Annotated in this window: 12 protein-coding genes, 1 pseudogene and 1 riboswitch; of the genes and pseudogenes, 4 read left to right on the top strand and 9 right to left on the bottom strand. The window is 60.6% G+C overall.

Annotation, left to right across the window (positions count from 1 at the left end; genetic code table 11):
• Position 1: 1 nt before the first annotated feature.
• Genes ABY948_RS00450 through ABY948_RS00435 form a run of 4 tightly spaced genes read right to left on the bottom strand, consistent with a single transcriptional unit; the run spans position 2 to position 3,412 of the window.
• The gene (locus ABY948_RS00450; protein ID WP_461480524.1) at positions 2–754 is read right to left on the bottom strand and encodes an urea amidolyase associated protein UAAP1; all 753 of its coding nucleotides are present in this window, start codon (positions 752–754) and stop codon (positions 2–4) included.
• A complete protein-coding gene (locus tag ABY948_RS00445; protein ID WP_461480523.1) occupies positions 751–1,551 on the bottom strand; it encodes an ABC transporter ATP-binding protein in 801 nt (266 codons plus the stop codon). Before ABY948_RS00445 ends, ABY948_RS00450 begins: the two co-directional genes overlap by 4 nt.
• Entirely contained in the window at positions 1,551–2,372 is an 822-nt protein-coding gene (locus tag ABY948_RS00440; protein ID WP_461480522.1) for an ABC transporter permease, read from the bottom strand. The genes ABY948_RS00445 and ABY948_RS00440 overlap by 1 nt, the downstream gene beginning before the upstream one ends.
• A 50-nt stretch (positions 2,373–2,422) precedes the next feature.
• On the bottom strand, positions 2,423–3,412 hold the full coding sequence (locus ABY948_RS00435) for a putative urea ABC transporter substrate-binding protein (RefSeq protein WP_461480542.1): 990 nt from the start codon (positions 3,410–3,412) through the stop codon (positions 2,423–2,425).
• A 132-nt stretch (positions 3,413–3,544) separates the two neighbouring features.
• Positions 3,545–3,663, bottom strand: a riboswitch (guanidine-I (ykkC/yxkD leader).
• 331 nt (positions 3,664–3,994) lie between these two features.
• On the opposite strand from ABY948_RS00435, the gene ABY948_RS00430 reads away from it, so the two are divergent.
• From ABY948_RS00430 to ABY948_RS00415, 4 genes and pseudogenes are all read left to right on the top strand, one after another.
• Positions 3,995–5,077: an efflux RND transporter periplasmic adaptor subunit gene (locus ABY948_RS00430; protein ID WP_461480521.1), complete on the top strand. Its 1,083-nt coding sequence runs from the start codon at positions 3,995–3,997 to the stop codon at positions 5,075–5,077.
• Positions 5,078–5,081: 4 nt separating this feature from the next.
• Positions 5,082–8,172 (top strand): annotated as a pseudogene (locus tag ABY948_RS00425) (efflux RND transporter permease subunit).
• Entirely contained in the window at positions 8,169–8,552 is a 384-nt protein-coding gene (locus tag ABY948_RS00420; protein WP_461480520.1) for a winged helix-turn-helix domain-containing protein, read from the top strand. Before ABY948_RS00425 ends, ABY948_RS00420 begins: the two are co-directional and overlap by 4 nt.
• Positions 8,553–8,685: 133 nt before the next feature.
• Positions 8,686–10,020 (top strand): OprD family outer membrane porin, encoded by a 1,335-nt coding sequence (locus tag ABY948_RS00415; RefSeq protein ID WP_461480519.1) that lies wholly within the window; start codon positions 8,686–8,688, stop codon positions 10,018–10,020.
• Between the two features lie 8 nt (positions 10,021–10,028).
• Here ABY948_RS00415 and ABY948_RS00410 read toward each other — a convergent pair whose 3' ends face one another.
• The 5 genes from ABY948_RS00410 to ABY948_RS00390 form a co-directional block, all read right to left on the bottom strand.
• Entirely contained in the window at positions 10,029–10,550 is a 522-nt protein-coding gene (locus ABY948_RS00410) for a DUF882 domain-containing protein (RefSeq protein ID WP_461480518.1), read from the bottom strand.
• Positions 10,551–10,667: 117 nt separating this feature from the next.
• Positions 10,668–11,810 carry a L,D-transpeptidase family protein gene (locus ABY948_RS00405; RefSeq protein ID WP_461480517.1) on the bottom strand — a complete coding sequence of 381 codons (1,143 nt, stop codon included), beginning with the start codon at positions 11,808–11,810 and terminating at the stop codon, positions 10,668–10,670.
• A 298-nt stretch (positions 11,811–12,108) separates the two neighbouring features.
• Positions 12,109–12,507: a YccF domain-containing protein gene (locus ABY948_RS00400; RefSeq protein WP_461480516.1), complete on the bottom strand. Its 399-nt coding sequence runs from the start codon at positions 12,505–12,507 to the stop codon at positions 12,109–12,111.
• 6 nt (positions 12,508–12,513) lie between these two features.
• Positions 12,514–14,319: a DNA mismatch repair endonuclease MutL gene (mutL, locus tag ABY948_RS00395; RefSeq protein ID WP_461480515.1), complete on the bottom strand. Its 1,806-nt coding sequence runs from the start codon at positions 14,317–14,319 to the stop codon at positions 12,514–12,516.
• A gap of 13 nt (positions 14,320–14,332) precedes the next feature.
• On the bottom strand, positions 14,333–15,619 hold the full coding sequence (locus tag ABY948_RS00390; protein WP_461480541.1) for an N-acetylmuramoyl-L-alanine amidase: 1,287 nt from the start codon (positions 15,617–15,619) through the stop codon (positions 14,333–14,335).
• Positions 15,620–15,646 lie beyond the last annotated feature (27 nt).

Below are 15,646 nucleotides of genomic sequence, written 5' to 3'. Positions count from 1 at the left end.
GTCAGAGTTCCTCCCCCAGCATGGGCAGCAGCTCGGGAGCGGCGCCCAGGTAATAGAGTGCGTTGTTGGCAAAGCCGCGGCGGTTTTCCGGGCAGTGGTTGCGGCAGAGGTCGTCCAGTGTCACCGGCTCCGCCAGCCCCAGTTCTATGCGCACCGGCCGGGCCGGGTACTCGGCGGCGCGGTTGAGGGGATGGGGACAGCAGTGCAGCAGCACCAGGGTGTCCATCTCGAAGCGCAGGCTCAGCTGGCTGCCGGCGGGGCTGGCCCCATCCACCAGTCGCAAGTTGCCGTCATCATCGGCGGCCACCCGGCTGAACCAGTTGAGGTTGGCGACCAGGTCGGCGCTGCCGAGGCCGTATTTGGCCAGCTCCACCAGGAAGGCGTCGTGGCCGTTCTGGTGCCACCGGTTGCGGTCACCCTGGTAATCGCGCCGTCCCCAGCGCTCTGCTATTTGATCGGCGCGGCTGTTGCCGCACACGGTTTCGTGCCAGCCGACGCTGTCCTCGACCACCGAGGCGAAGATGCGCCCCATGTCCGAATACAGGCAGTTGCCGCGGGTCAGTTTGAAGCTGTGCTGGCACTTCAGGGTGTCCGGGGCGTTGTAGCGCTCCAGCAGGTTTTCCGGGTTGTAAAACAGCATGCCGACGTTGGCGCCGCCCTCGAGGTCGGTGAGCCGCATCAGGGTGCCGCGCCGCAGCCGCAGCGACCAGTGGCCGCCGGGTGCGATATCGGTGGTGTAGTGGATCTGTGTCATAGCATTTTTTCCAGCCCGTCAACCGTCGGGCCTGTCACAACGGGCCTGAGACTGTCGTCGATCTCCTGGTAGAGACGCCGGTCCAGCTGGCCGACGGGCAAGTCGTAGGTAATGGAGGCCCCGTAGGCATTGGGCGCCTGGGGGTCGTGGCGCAGTTTGTCGAACACCCACAGCCGGGTGCCCAGGTAAAAGCCTTCCTTCAAATCATGGGTGACCATGAACACGGTGAGCTTGTACAGCCGCCATAAGTTCAGGATCAGGTCGTGCATATCGGCGCGAATGCCCGGGTCCAGGGCACCGAACGGTTCATCCAGCAACAGGATGCGCGGCTTGGCCAGCAGCGCCTGGGCAATGGCCAGGCGCTGTTTCATGCCCCCGGACAGTTCGTGGGGATAGCGCTCAAGAGCATGACTCAAGCCCACCTGCTCCAGGATATCGGCAGCCTCCTGGAGTGCCTTTTTCCTGGCGCCGCCAAACAGGTAGCCGCTGATACCCGGTCGCTGGAATGCCCTGGCGGCCACCACGTTTTCCAGCACGGTCATGTGCGGAAACACCGAGTACTGCTGGAACACGATGCCCCGGTCGGGGCCGGGTTCGGAAGAAATGGGTTTACCGTCCAGCAGCAGCGCGCCACTGCTGGGGCTCTCGGTGCCGAGCAGCATCTTCAGGAAGGTGCTCTTGCCGCAGCCGGAAGTGCCCACCATGGTGATGAACTCCCGCTCCGCCACCTGCAGATTGATCTGCTCCAGCACCAGGTTGTCGCCGTAGCGCTTCCAGAGATTTTTTGCCTCGATCATCACTGGGCCCCTCCCTGTACGTGCCAGGGGAACAGCTTGCGGCTGAGCCAGGCCAGCGCCACATCAAAGAAGAATGCCAGCAAGGTGATCCAGGCCACGTAGGGCAGGATCACGTCCATGGACATGTAACGGCGCACCAGGAAGATCCGATAGCCGAGGCCGTCAGTGGAGGCGATTGCCTCGGCGGCAATCAGAAACAACCAGCCGGCACCCAGGGACAGGCGCACCGCGTCGATCAGCTTCGGCAGCAACTGCGGCAGCAGCACCCGGATCAGAATCTGCGGGGTGCTGGCCCCCAGGGTCTGCGCCTTGACCAGTTGCTCCGCCGGAATTTCCCGGGCGCGGCGCTGGATATCCCGGGCGATCACCGGGGTGATGCCGATGGCCACCAGCATCACCTTTGACAGCTCCCCGAGGCCGAACACGATAAACAGGATCGGCAGCAGCGCCAGCGGCGGCACCAGCGACACCACCGTCAACAGCGGCGACAGTCCGGAATTCACCAGCGGCAGCGCGCCGGTGAAGATGCCAATCAGCAATCCTAAAGAAGCTGCAATCAACACCCCCAGCCCCAAGCGCTGGAGACTGCTGGCGGTGTCCTGCCAGAACAGGTATTCCCCGGTGCGCTTGCTGGGCTCGAAAGCCATCCGCTGGATGGTGTCGCCAATCTGGCTGAAGCTCGGCAACAACTTGTCATGGGGATTGGCCTCCAGCCGCACATCGGAAGCGGCCACATAGAGCAGCAGGATCAGCACAAACGGCAGCAGCGCCAGCATGGCACTCGCGACCGGGGATGGCGTCAGGTTGATCAGTCGTTTCATGGCCTGTCCTATGGGGAGCGGTACACCGCTCCCGGTGGGTGCTGTCAGACTCAGAGTTTGCCGTCCGCCGCCATCTGCATGTAGCTGGGGTCGAAGCGCAGTTTGATGTTGTCGCTGCTACCGTAGAGGCCGGCGGGGGTTTCGATGCCGATGAAACCGGCATCCGGGGCGCCGTCACCGAGCAGGCCGTGGTCGAAGGAAAACTCGGCCACCGCCTTCATGGTGGCGGTGAGCTTGTCGCTCATGTTCAGCTCCAGCGCAGCGGTCGGGGCATAGAACATTTTGGTGGCCGCCAGCTGGGCGTCGTAACCGGCCAGGTCGGTGCCGGAGGCCTGGGCCATGAAGGTGCGGGCGGCTTCAGCGTCCTCACCGGTGCCGCTCATCAGCGCCATGATTTCATACCAGGCACCGGTCAGGGCCTTGCCCAGTTTGGGGTTTTCTTTCAGGGTTTCGGTATTGATCACCAGCAGGTCGATGATCTCGCCGGGAATCTGGGCGGAATCGAACACCTTGTGGCTGTCGGGCATAGACAGAATCTCGCTGACCAGCGGATTCCAGGTGGTCACCGCGGTGACACCATCGGTGCCGTACACCGCCACCATGTCCGCATCGGAGGTGTTCACCACCTGCACATCGGCCTCACGCATGCCGACTGACTCAAGGCCCCGCGCCAGCAGGTAGTGGGACACACTCAGTTCCACCAGGTTGACCTTCTGGCCCTTGATGTCCGCCAGGGAATTTTTGCCCTTGAGGATCACCGCGTCGTTGCCGTTGGAGAAGTCACCGGCAATCAGCGCGGTGCTGTCCACGCCGCCGGCGGCGGGAATGGTCAGGGCATCCATGTTGGTCATGGTGCAGGCATCAAACTGGCCGGCGGTGTACTGGTTGATGGATTCCACGTAGTCGTTGATCTGTACCACGTCGATACTGATGCCGTACTTGTCGGCCCATTTCTTGACGATGCCGGATTCGGCGCCATAGGCCCAGGGCATCCAGCCGACGTAAATCGACCAGCAGATTTTGAAATCGTCGCGCGCCATGGCGCCGGAGGAGAACAGCAGGGAAGCTAGCAGCGTTGCAGCTAATTTTTTCATGATAAACCTCTCAGTCGGTTCTTTGTGTATCGGGTTACACCGGTGCAAGTGGAGTACTTTTGGCGCTACGCCAAACAAGTCTCCCGGGCTTTTGTCCCGCCGTGTAACCCCAAATACCACTGAGAGGTCGAGTGCTCTCGGACCAGTCATCCATCGATTTCATATCTCAACGGATCGGAACCCTAGCGCTCTATTTGCCAGATTGTCATTCGTGTTGCCAAAAGTACGAACACTTGTGGAAACCTCATACAGGATACATGCCAATTTTTTTTGGACAACCCCAAACACCCATACAACAGGGTATCGGGGGGAAGAGCGCCCGTGACAAACCTCGTGCGGGAGCGACAAAACAGCTACTTGTTAGTGCATAAAATCCACAACGCACCATATTGGTGCACAAATAAGCCCATCCATACCCGCAGGCATAGGCTTTTCTTTGCATTGGCCGCGGGAACTGTCATATTTCATCACAGCCCAACTTTTATGCTGGGCGAGCCCGAGAACCCCGACCAGACAGGACCCTCTGACATGCAACTCAAAGCCATTGCCATCAGCTTGCTGTTCGGGGTCTCCCCCGCACTGGCTGTGGCCGCACCACCGGTGCCCGTATTTGTCAAAGCGGCTGCGGTTGAAGCCTTTGCCGAAACCATCGAAGCACTGGGCACCCTGCGTGCCAATGAAGCGGTGACACTCTCTGCCACGGTCACGGAAACCATTACCGCCATTCACTTTGATGACGGCAAGCGAGTCAAGGCGGGCGAAGTGCTGGTGGAAATGACCAGCGAAGAGGAACACGCACAGCTGGAGGAAGCGCGCTCCACCCTTCGGGAGGCTGAACGCCAGTACCAGCGCATCAAGGGACTGGTGAAGACCAACCTCGCCAGCCAGTCGCTGCTGGACGAACGCCGCGCGGCCTATGAAACCGCCCAGGCAAAATTGCGCGCCACCCAATCCCGCCTGCAGGACCGACTGGTGGTGGCGCCCTTCGATGGGGTGGTGGGGCTGCGCAACATCAGTGTCGGCGCCCTGGTAACCCCCGGCGAGGCCATCACCACCCTGGACGACGACAGCATCATGAAACTGGACATGTCGGTACCCGCCATTTTTCTCGGCAGTTTGCAGCAGGGATTGAGCGTCACCGCCGTGGCCGCAGAACTGAACAGTCAACCTTTTGCAGGCGAAATCACCAGCCTGGATTCCCGGGTCGATCCGGTGACCCGCACCATTGGCGTGCGGGTGCTGTTGGCCAACCCGCAGCGCAACCTCAAGCCAGGCATGCTGATGACGGTGAGCCTGCAAAAAGCGGTGCTGGACAGCCTGATGATCCCCGAGGAAGCCCTGGTCCAGGAAGGCTTCAACCAGTACGCCTTCGTCGTCAACACCGGCACGCAACCGGCGACCGTCAGCAAACGCAAACTCAGCATCGGTTCCCGGCGGCCCGGGGCCGTGGTGGTCACCCAGGGTATCGAGCCGGGAGAGCTGGTGGTGACCCACGGCGTGATGCGCCTCAACCAGGGTACCGCGGTCACCATCGCCGCCACCCAGCAGGGTGAAGAAACCCTGGAGCAATTGCTCCAGCAATCCTCCCCATCAGAGCGCGGGGCACGCTGACCCCATGCTGCTCTCCGATATCAGCATCCGGCGACCGGTATTCGCCTCGGTTATCTCGCTGCTGTTGGTCGCTTTCGGCGTCATTGCATTCGATCGCCTGACCCTCAGGGAATATCCCGATATCGATCCACCCATCGTCTCCATCGAAACCAAGTACCAGGGCGCCGCGGCCAATGTGGTGGAAACCCGCATTACCCAACTGCTGGAAGACCGTATTTCCGGACTCGAGGGGATCAAGTACATCGAATCCAACAGCTCGGACGGGGTCTCGAAAATCAATATCGAATTCAACCTGTCGCGGGATATAGAGGCCGCCGCCAACGATGTTCGCGACCGGGTCTCCCGGGTGCTGGAGGACCTGCCGGAAGAAGCCGAGTTGCCGGTGGTGGAAAAGGTGGACACCAACGACGAGGTGATCATGTGGCTCAACCTCACCAGCGAGAGCCTCTCCGTACCGGAACTGACCGATTATGCGGAGCGCTACCTGGTGGATCGCTTTTCGATTCTCGATGGCGTGGCGCGGGTGCGGGTGGGGGGCGGCCAGAGCCTGGCCATGCGCATCTGGCTGGATCGCATCAAGCTCGCCGCCCACCATCTCACCGTCAGCGATGTGGAGGCGGCGCTGCGCTCGGAAAATGTCGAACTGCCCGCCGGCAAGATCGAATCCATCCAGCAGGAATTCACCGTGCGGGTGAAACGGGTATTCCGCAGCGCCGAGGATTTCAGCCAGTTGGTGTTGAGCCGCGGCGAGGATGGCTACCTGGTGCGCCTGGCGGATGTGGCCACGGTGCAAAAGGGCACCGAGGAATACCGCACCCTGTTCAGGGGCAACGGCGAGACCATGGTGGGGGTGGGCATCACCAAGCAGTCCACCGCCAACACCATTGACGTGTCCCGCGCCGCCAAGGCGGAGGCGGAACGACTCAACAAACTGCTCCCCGAAGGCATGCATATTCACGAGAGTTACGACTCCTCGGTGTTTATCGAGCAAGCCGTCCGCGAGGTCTACAAAACCCTGGCCATCAGCATCGCGCTGGTGATTTTTGTCATTTACCTGTTCCTCGGCAGCGCCCGGGCCATGTTGGTACCCGCCGTCACGGTGCCTATCTCACTGGTGTCCACCTTTATCGTGCTGATGGCGATGGGTTTTACGGTCAACCTGCTGACTCTGCTGGCGCTGGTACTGGCCATCGGGCTGGTGGTGGACGACGCCATCGTGGTACTGGAAAACATCCACCGCCGCATGGCGGAATATCGGGAGACGGCGCTGGTGGCGGCCTTCCGCGGCACCCGCCAGGTGGGCTTTGCGGTGATCGCCACCACCCTGGTACTGGTGGCCGTATTCTCCCCCATCGCCATGCTGGAAGGCGATATGGGGCGGCTGTTCTCGGAGTTCGCCCTCACCATGAGTGCCGCCGTGCTGTTTTCCAGCCTGGTGGCCCTGACCCTGTGCCCGGTGCTGGCATCGTTGTTGCTGCGCGCCGACCACGGCGGGCAGGACAACCGGGTCGATCGCTTCTTTAGCCGCTTTAAAGGCCATTACGGCCGCTGGGTGGAAATGTCGTTAAGGCGACCGGCTCTGGTGGCACTGCTGTTTACGGCCAGTATTGGCCTCTGTGTCTGGCTGGTGAACGGTATCCCCAACGAATATGTGCCGAAAGAGGATCGGGGTGCCTTTTTTATCCTGGTGCAGGCACCCGAGGGGGCCAGCTACGAGTACACCAGGCAATATATCGAGGAGATCGAACAGCGCCTGATGCCGCTTACCGAGCAGGGCGATGCCGACCGCATCCTGGTGCGCGCCCCCAGGGATGCCTTCAATACCGGGATGGTGATTGTGATGCTCAAGGAGTGGGGATCACGGCGTTCCGCCTGGGACATCATGGCCGAGATTCGCGCCAAGACCGCTGATCTGGCCAGGGGTGCGCATTCACCCGATCATGCGCCAGGGCATTGGCAACCGCACCGCCAAACCGGTGCAGTTCGTGATCGCCGGCGGCACCTACCAGGAACTGGCAGCCTGGCGGGACATTCTGTTTGCCGAGCTCGACAAGCAAAATCCCGGCTTTGCCGATATTGACAGCGACTACCGGGAAACCAGTCCCCAGGTACAGGTGCTGATCGACTACGATCGCGCCGCCGAACTCGGCGTTTCGGTACAAAATATCGGCCGCACCCTGGAGAGCATGCTCGCCTCCCGCAGAGTCACCACCTATATCGATGCCGGAGAAGAGTACGACGTGATGATCGAGGGTGTGCGCGACCAGCAAAACAGCCCCCACGACCTCACCAATATCTACGTGCGCTCGGAACGGTCAGGCCGGCTGATTCCCCTGTCCAATCTTGTGACGTTGCAGGAATACGCGGACTCCAAGACCCTCAACCGCTACAACCGCAGCCGCGCCATCACCATCGAGGCCAACCTGGAAGACCGACTGCCCCTGGGCGAGGGGCTGGCCCAGCTGGAAAACCTGGTCCGGGCGCATTTGCCGGAACAGGCGGTGATAGACTACAAGGGCCGCTCCCTGGACTACAAGAAATCCGGCTCCGCCAGTTATTTCGTCTTCGCCCTGGGCATTCTGGTGATGTTCCTGGTGCTGGCGGCCCAATTCGAGAGCTATGTCAGCCCTTTCATCATCATTCTCACGGTGCCGCTGGCCATCGCCGGAGGACTGTTGGGACTCTGGGCCAGTGGCAATACCCTCAACCTGTACAGCCAGATCGGGCTGATCATGTTGATCGGCCTGGCGGCGAAAAACGGCATCCTGATCGTCGAATTTGCCAACCAGTTGCGGGACCAGGGCGCCTCTGTGCACGAGGCCATCATCGAGGCCACACAGGTGCGCTTGCGGCCCATCGTCATGACCAGCATTACCACCATCGCCGGCTCGATACCGCTGATCCTGTCTTTTGGAGCCGGCGCCGAAACCCGCCAGGTACTGGGCATTACACTATTTTGCGGGGTGGCCTTCGCGACGATACTGACGCTGTTTGTGCTGCCGGTGGCCTACCAGCTGCTGGGGCGCTTTTCCCACGGCCCGCAACATGTCTCCCGCAGACTGGATCGACAACTGGATGACAGCCCGCCGCCATGACTCAGCCACCCGCCAAAACCGCTCCCAATACTCTGAAGCCCAGACTGCGACTGCTGTACGGCTCCGCCATCGCCTTCGGCCCCGGCAAGGCGGAACTGCTGCAACATATCGCTACAACGGGTTCCATCAGCGCGGCGGCCAAGTGTATGAACATGAGCTACCGCCGCGCCTGGCAGCTGGTGGAAACCATGAACCGCTGTTTCCAGTCCCCGCTGGTACTGACCAGCAAGGGGGGCAGCGGCGGTGGCGGCGCCAGCGTTTCTGAACTGGGGCAAAAGGTACTACGGTTGCACACGGAATTGCTGGAGGAACTGGCCACAGCCCCCGCGTTGCAGAAACTCCAGACTCTGCTGGCGAAACAGCCCCCTGACGAGAAGTAATTGCGCAATATTGCACCTGCTGTTTACACTGGCCATTCGGTATGTTCTCGAAAATACATCGAAATATCTCCCTTCAGCCTCATGTATTTTTGATCGTCCATCCCGACGCGGACCGGCCCCTTTGGAAACCGATATGACACCTGCCAACGGGCAACCATCACCCAGCCACAGCTGCCTAAAAATGCTGCTCGGCACTACCCCAACCCTCCTCTCCTTCGCCCTGGCCATATTGATGTGGAGCAGTCCGACGGCGGCTTCTGATCCACCCTTGCACGGCAGCCTGTCGGGCAAATTGCGGGCGATTTATTTCGACCGCGACTTCGAAACATCCGGCAAATCCTACCAGCAGGGCGCCTTGGGGATGGAGCTGAACTACCGCTCCGATAACCTGTGGGACATGCTGGGGGTAGACCTGTCCCTCTACAGTGTCCAGGAACTCCACAGCCAGGGCGCCAGAACCAGTGATGTGCTCGGTGTCGATAACGCAGGCCGCTACGAAAGCGCTCTTTCCAAACTGGGCCAGGCCGCCCTGCGCCTGGAACCGGGTGACTACCTGAAAGTGAAGTATGGCCGCCAGACGCTGAAAACCCTGATGCTGACCAGCGCCACCTCGAGGGCTATCCCCAACATGTTCTCCGGAATCCGCCTGGACAGCACCCTCGGCGATGTCGGCCTGTACGCCGTCCAGGTGAACCAGTGGTCACCGCGCCACGACGACCAGTTCGAGGCATTTCGGACCGATCTCTCCGACCAGGGCGATATCGATTACATCCGCATTCTCGGCGCCAGCTACACCCGGGGGCCTTTCTCGCTGCAACTGGAACAACTCATTTCAAGGGATTACCTGAAAAAAACCGGTCTGGTGGCCGGCTACAAACACCCCCTGCAAGATGGGCTGGTGGCCTTCACGGGGGGCTTCTATACCTCCGTGGATGACGGCGAGCTGTTCCTGCCCGGCGCCGAATCCGGCGATGTGGACAGCGGCACCACCGACAACGACGCCGAGGTCTATTACCTCGACCTGAGTTGGCGACGGCAAGCCCTGACACTGGGCGCGGCGCTGACCAGGGTGCGGGACGACGTCTGGATTGAGGACAACTACGCCGGCGACCACGGCACCACGCCCATGCCGACCCACTCCACCATCGGCCCGGATCTCACCGGCAAAAATGAGGACTTGTGGCAGTTGCGGCTGGGCTACGACTGGAGCGGCTGGCTGCCGGGACTGACCACCACCCTCACCCACACCCGCGGCGAAGGCGCCGAGAACACCTTTGACAAATCATTGGGGGTGGCGGACGAATGGTATACCGAGCTGGATCTGCAATGGGCCATTCCGGGCGTTGAGGGGCTGAGCTTCCGCTGGATCGCCCACGACTATCACTCGGACGAGCGCGGCAAGGTGGCGGTAGTCAAGGAGGACGACTTCGACAACCGGCTGTACCTGGACTACCTGTTCAAGTTCTAAACCCGTCCTCAGGCGCCCCAATACCTGACGGCCCCGACATCCACATGAACGAAATCACTGCCGCTATAAAGCCCCACCCCGCCGGCATTCATGGCCCTGGCGGCGCGATACAGCTTGCCGAGCTCCACACCGGGAATGCGGATATCGATGGCTTTCCCCTGCATATGCAGGCTTTTCTTGGCGACACCGCTGCTGTGCTGGCTCAACATGGCATTGGTCTCCGGTGAGCGGTATCCGGAGATAACCTGCAGTGGCTGGGAAGTGCCGAGTGTCTTTCTGAGGTTATCCAGCAGTACCAGCAACTGGGGAGAGATGTCGCACTCTTCACCGCTGCGATGGTCCCTCAGCACCCGGTTCACCTCACTGAGGCTGTCCGGCAGGAAATGCTTGCCGACACAAAAGGTGGTCTCCAGGGACTCCCCGGTATGCAGGTTGTAGAAAGAAAGTGAGCGCGCTTTCGGCAACCCTGCCGGGACTTTGGCCAGAGAGGATGCGGAAACGGCCATGCCCACGGTGAAGCCACCGACCATACGCAGAAACCTTCTACGCGATGTTGTGAGGGAATCTTTTTCCATAAGGGGCACTGTACCAATGCGTTCGTCGGGGTGACATTATGCGTTGGCAGCACCCATCTGTACAGAAAATGATCAGCCGGCCGCTACCTGGCCAGCTCCTGACTCCGTCAAAACAGCCTCATCGCGGCGATACAGATCATCGCCAAAATACAGTGTTCCCGACTCATCCAGCCAGGCTGTCCAGTAGGTCACATGCAGCTCCACCGGATTGTCGAAGCGGATATGGCGGGTTCGCGTCGTTTCAAACAGTGCGTCCAGCTCGCCCGGCTGGGCCGCGTTTGCCAGAATCAATAATTGCTCTGCCAGTTCCAGCGGTTTTTCAAGACGGATACAGCCGGAACTGAAGCCCCTCCTGCCGACGGCAAATAATTGTCGGCTATGAGTATCGTGGAGATAGATGCTGCCGCTGCCAGACACCTCAAATTTGACTCGGCCAAGGGTATTGCCGGGACCAGGTGGCTGCCACAGCCGATAGTACTCGGCTCCCCGGTACATCTTTGCCAGATCAATGGCACTGTTCGGCACGACCACAGAGGGCACCTGCCAACCGGATAGCACTTGCAGGTTCTGCTTGTCCAGATAACTGTTGTCCCTCTTCCACTTCGGCAAAATATCCTTCATGGCAATACTTCTCGGGACGCTCCAGGAGGGATTGACTACCAGGGATCGCAGCACACGGCTGAATACCGGCGTCTGTCTGCTCTGCCGGCCAACGATGGTTTTCATGTCCAGCAGCACCGTGCCGTCGTCCACCAGTTTCAGTCGATATGCCGGGATATTTACCTGTACATATCTTGGTCCTGCGGTCGCCCCGAACTGTTCCTGACGATTGATATTCAACAAAATCTGGTCCGCCCTGATCCAGGGAGGCACATTCAATAAGTTGCGTGTTTCGGGACCGAGGATACCATCCACCTTGGCGGCCCCGTGGCGCTCCTGAAAACGTAGCAGCGCCTGGTGCAGCGGTTCATCAAAATACCCGTCGCCCTTGGCGGCCGGCACTTCCGGGTGATAATCCCCGCTCCAACTCAGATGCTGGCGCAACTGCCCGACTTGCTCATGGCTGTCGCCGAGCTTCAGCAATGGCCCAGCGGAAATGGCGGACCAACGCCCGGAAAGCGCCAGCTTGTTGTAGTAGACAAAGGCTTGTTCCAGAGAAGAGAACCGGGTTGTAGCGACAGCAAGAGTCGCCCGGGAATGCTGGGTATCTGCCATAGGCACGGCCGCGCGGCTAACTGGCCACATATCCCCCTTGCCCGCGTCACCGCTGACAGCCAACGGCCCAAACAGGCAAATCGCCAAACATCCCGAGACGACAAACCGATAATTCATAAGGCACCCGGTCCTGGGTGACCAACACTGGCATCCACTTATAAGGCAGTCACCCGAAAATACAGTAAGTATAAGGTTAGACCAGGAATCTGCTGCGTTAGCTCACAGGCGACGACCGGTGTCATAAAAAAGACTGACAGATTAACGGGGAGCTCCAACCCTATGGGGTTGAAGCGCGGGACTATCTTTGCACGATCACCTTGCCCACCGGGGCCAGCGTCAGCAGCGCCAACTTGAGATGCTGCAGGGCAAAGGGAATACCGATGATGGTCAGGCAAAGCGCCAGCGCCACGGTGATATGACCGATGGCCAGCCAGAAACCCGCCAGGATAAACCAGATAATATTGCCCAATAAGCCCAGGGCACCGGTACCGAGGTCATCCCTGCCGGTGATCAGTTTGCGATCCACCGCCTCACGCCCGAAGGGCAGGAACGTGAACTGGCCAATAACGAAGCAGGCGCGCCCCCAGGGGATGCCGATAATGGTGATAAAGGCCACCAGTCCGATCAGCCACCAGGCCAGCCCCATCACCAGTCCACCGAGAATAAACCACAGAATATTGCCAATCGCTCGCAACATGCCTTTCTAGCGCCCCCGCAAAAACAGTTTGTCCAATTCAGCCAGGGAAATCTGGGTCCAGGTGGGCCGGCCGTGGTTGCACTGGCCGCTGCGCTCGGTGGCCTCCATGTCCCGCAACAGGGCATTCATTTCAGCGATACCCAGCTTGCGATTGGCGCGTACCGAGCCATGGCAGGCCATGGTGGCCATAATCTCGTTGAGGTGCTGGCGGATGCGATCGCTGCTGCCGTGACTGAGCAGGTCGGACAGCACATCCCGCACCAGCGGCTCCACATCGGCATCCCGCAGCATGGCCGGCACCTGTCGTACCAGCAGGCTTTCCGGCCCGGCCCGCTGCAGCTGAAAGCCGAGGGTCTCGAACATGGCCGCTTGTTCTTCTGCCATATCCGCCTCCCCCTGGCTGACGGCCAGCGTCGCCGGCACCAATAATGGCTGGGAGCTGAGCCCCTCCGCGGCAAAAGCCTGTTTCATGCGCTCGTAGGTGATGCGCTCGTGGGCGGCATGCATATCCACCAGTACCAGCCCGGCGGCATTTTCCGCCAGGATGTAAATACCTTTTAACTGGGCGATGGCAAACCCCAGGGGCGGCAGTTTTTCATCGCTTTCGGGCAGCGGCTGCGAAGCAGGGGCCTCCCAGGCAGATGGTCCGCGGTGCACTTCGCCGTACACCGACAACGATTCCCTGACGCCACCCCGAGGGACCGGCTCATGTGCCGGAAAACGGATGGCAGCCTGTTCCACCGGGGTGGGCACAGCGCTGATCGGCGCCACGGTTGCATCGGCCGCTGTTGCTGCCACTAGATCGCCGGGGCGAATATCCGCCACCGCCCGGTGCAGGCTGCGGAACAGAAAGTCGTGGACGGTGCGGCTGTCGCGGAAACGCACTTCGTGCTTAGTGGGGTGAACGTTGACATCCACATCCGCCGGGTTCAGCTCCAGGTACAGCACAAAGGCCGGATGGCGGCCGTGGTACATCACATCCTGATAGGCCTGGCGCACCGCATGGGTAACCAGTTTGTCGCGGATGCTGCGGCCGTTGACATAGAAGTGCTGCAGGTCCGTCTGGCTGCGGGAAAAGGTCGGCAGCCCCACCCAACCCCACAGGCGCAGACCGGCACCTGACACATCCAGGTAGAGGGCATTTTCCATAAAGGCCGGACCGCAAATGGCGGCCACACGGCGCTCCTGCCCCAGCTGGCTGTCCGCGGCCCAGAACTGGTGGGCCACCTTGCCGTTGTTGCGCAGGGTGAAATCAATGTCGAAGTGACTCAGCGCCAGCTTGCGCAGCACCTCGTCAATGCGTTTGTATTCGGTGGTTTCGGCGCGCAGGAACTTGCGTCGCGCCGGGGTATTGAAGAACAGATCACGCACTTCCACGGTGGTGCCCCGCGGGTGAGCCACCGGCGCCAGGTTAACGGCCATGTCGCGCCCTTCCGCCTCGGCCCTCCAGCCGGGACCGGCATCGTCTTCGTTGGTGGCGATGGCGAGGCGCGCCACCGAGGAAATACTGGCCAGGGCCTCACCGCGAAACCCGAGGGTGACCACCGCTTCCAGATCGTCGAGCTGCTCGATTTTGCTGGTGGCGTGGCGACTCAGGGCCAGCGGCAGGTCATCCCGACCTATACCGCAGCCATTGTCCCGCACCCGCATCAATTTCACGCCGCCATTTTCCACATCGATATCGATGCGACGGGCACCGCTGTCGATGCTGTTTTCCAGCAACTCCTTGATCACCGAGGCGGGGCGCTCAACCACTTCACCGGCGGCGATCTGGTTGGCCAGCCGGGGACTGAGCAGGTGAATTTTAGGCATGCGTAAGGCTTCTTCAGGAGGTGGGAATTTTCAGGCGCTGCCCCACCCGGATCTGGGTGCTGGTCAGGCCATTGTGGCGCAACAGTTCATCTAGCGAGACATTGTAACGCACCGCAATATCGGAGAGCGTATCCCCCCTGGCGATGACATGGACATTGCCACTTGCCGGTTTTCCAGCGGCGAGGCTTGTGCCAGCCGGCGGCGCTTTCGCGTAATAACGGTTGACCCCGTTGAAAATGGCGCGGGCCATTTTCTGCTGATAGGCCCGACTGCCGAGCTGTTGCGCCTCATGGGGATTGGAAATAAAACCTGTCTCCACCAGAATCGAGGGAATATCCGGTGACTTGAGCACCATAAAACCCGCCTGCTCCACATGCTTTTTATGGAGTGTAGTGATGCCGCCGATAGATCTCAGCACCTCGGCACCCACATCCAGACTGCTGCTGAGGGTAGCGGTCATGGAGAGATCCAGCAGCACGCTGGCCAGCATATGATCCTTGTCATCCAGACTGACACTGCCGGCACCGCCGATCAGGTCGGCCTGATTTTCCCGGCTGGCCAGGTAGCGGGCAGTTTCACTGGTGGCGCCCCGGCGGGACAGCGCAAACACGGAGGCACCGTGGGCCGAGGGTTTGGTAAAGGCATCCGCGTGGATGGAAATAAACATATCGGCGCGGTGCTGGCGGGCAATGTGGGTACGACCGCGCAGGGGAATATAGTAATCGCCATCCCGCACCAACGTGGCCCGAAAGCCCGGGGTTTGATCCAGCAGGATTTTCAGTTCCCGGCTGATGGCCAGCACCACCTGCTTTTCGCGAATACCTTTGGGACCCAGCGCACCCGGGTCCTCACCACCGTGGCCGGCATCAATGGCGATAATAATGTCGCGGTTGCCAGTCTCGCCAGCCACGTCTTGCACGGTTTTGACGGTTTGCTGGCCACTGTCGTAGAGATCCACCACCAGCCGATGGCCATATTGTTCATTTTTCTCCAGGACAAAACTGCGCGGCTTCACTGCGGCGTTCAGGTCGAGAACAATGCGCAAATCGGTTTTATCCTTGACGCCACTGCGCAGGGAAGCGACCGGGGATCGGGAAAAATCGAGACTCCCGGTACTGGCGTTGAGGGTGCTGTGAGCAATATCCACCACCAGACGGGAAGGGTTATCCAGCAGAAATAGCTTGTGGTTGACCGGCTCACTGAGGTCAAACACCAGCCGGGTGTGATCAGGCGCACGCCACAGGCGCACCCCGTCCACGGTGGCCGCCGCCAATGGCTGGCACAGGGCCAGCAACAGCATCGGCAATCCGCGCAGCAAAGCTGTGTT

Source organism: Porticoccus sp. (genome assembly GCF_041592135.1).
Taxonomy (GTDB): domain Bacteria; phylum Pseudomonadota; class Gammaproteobacteria; order Pseudomonadales; family Porticoccaceae; genus Porticoccus.
The sequence above is the reverse complement of the archived record's forward strand: the minus strand, read 5'-3'. Positions and strand labels throughout refer to the sequence as shown.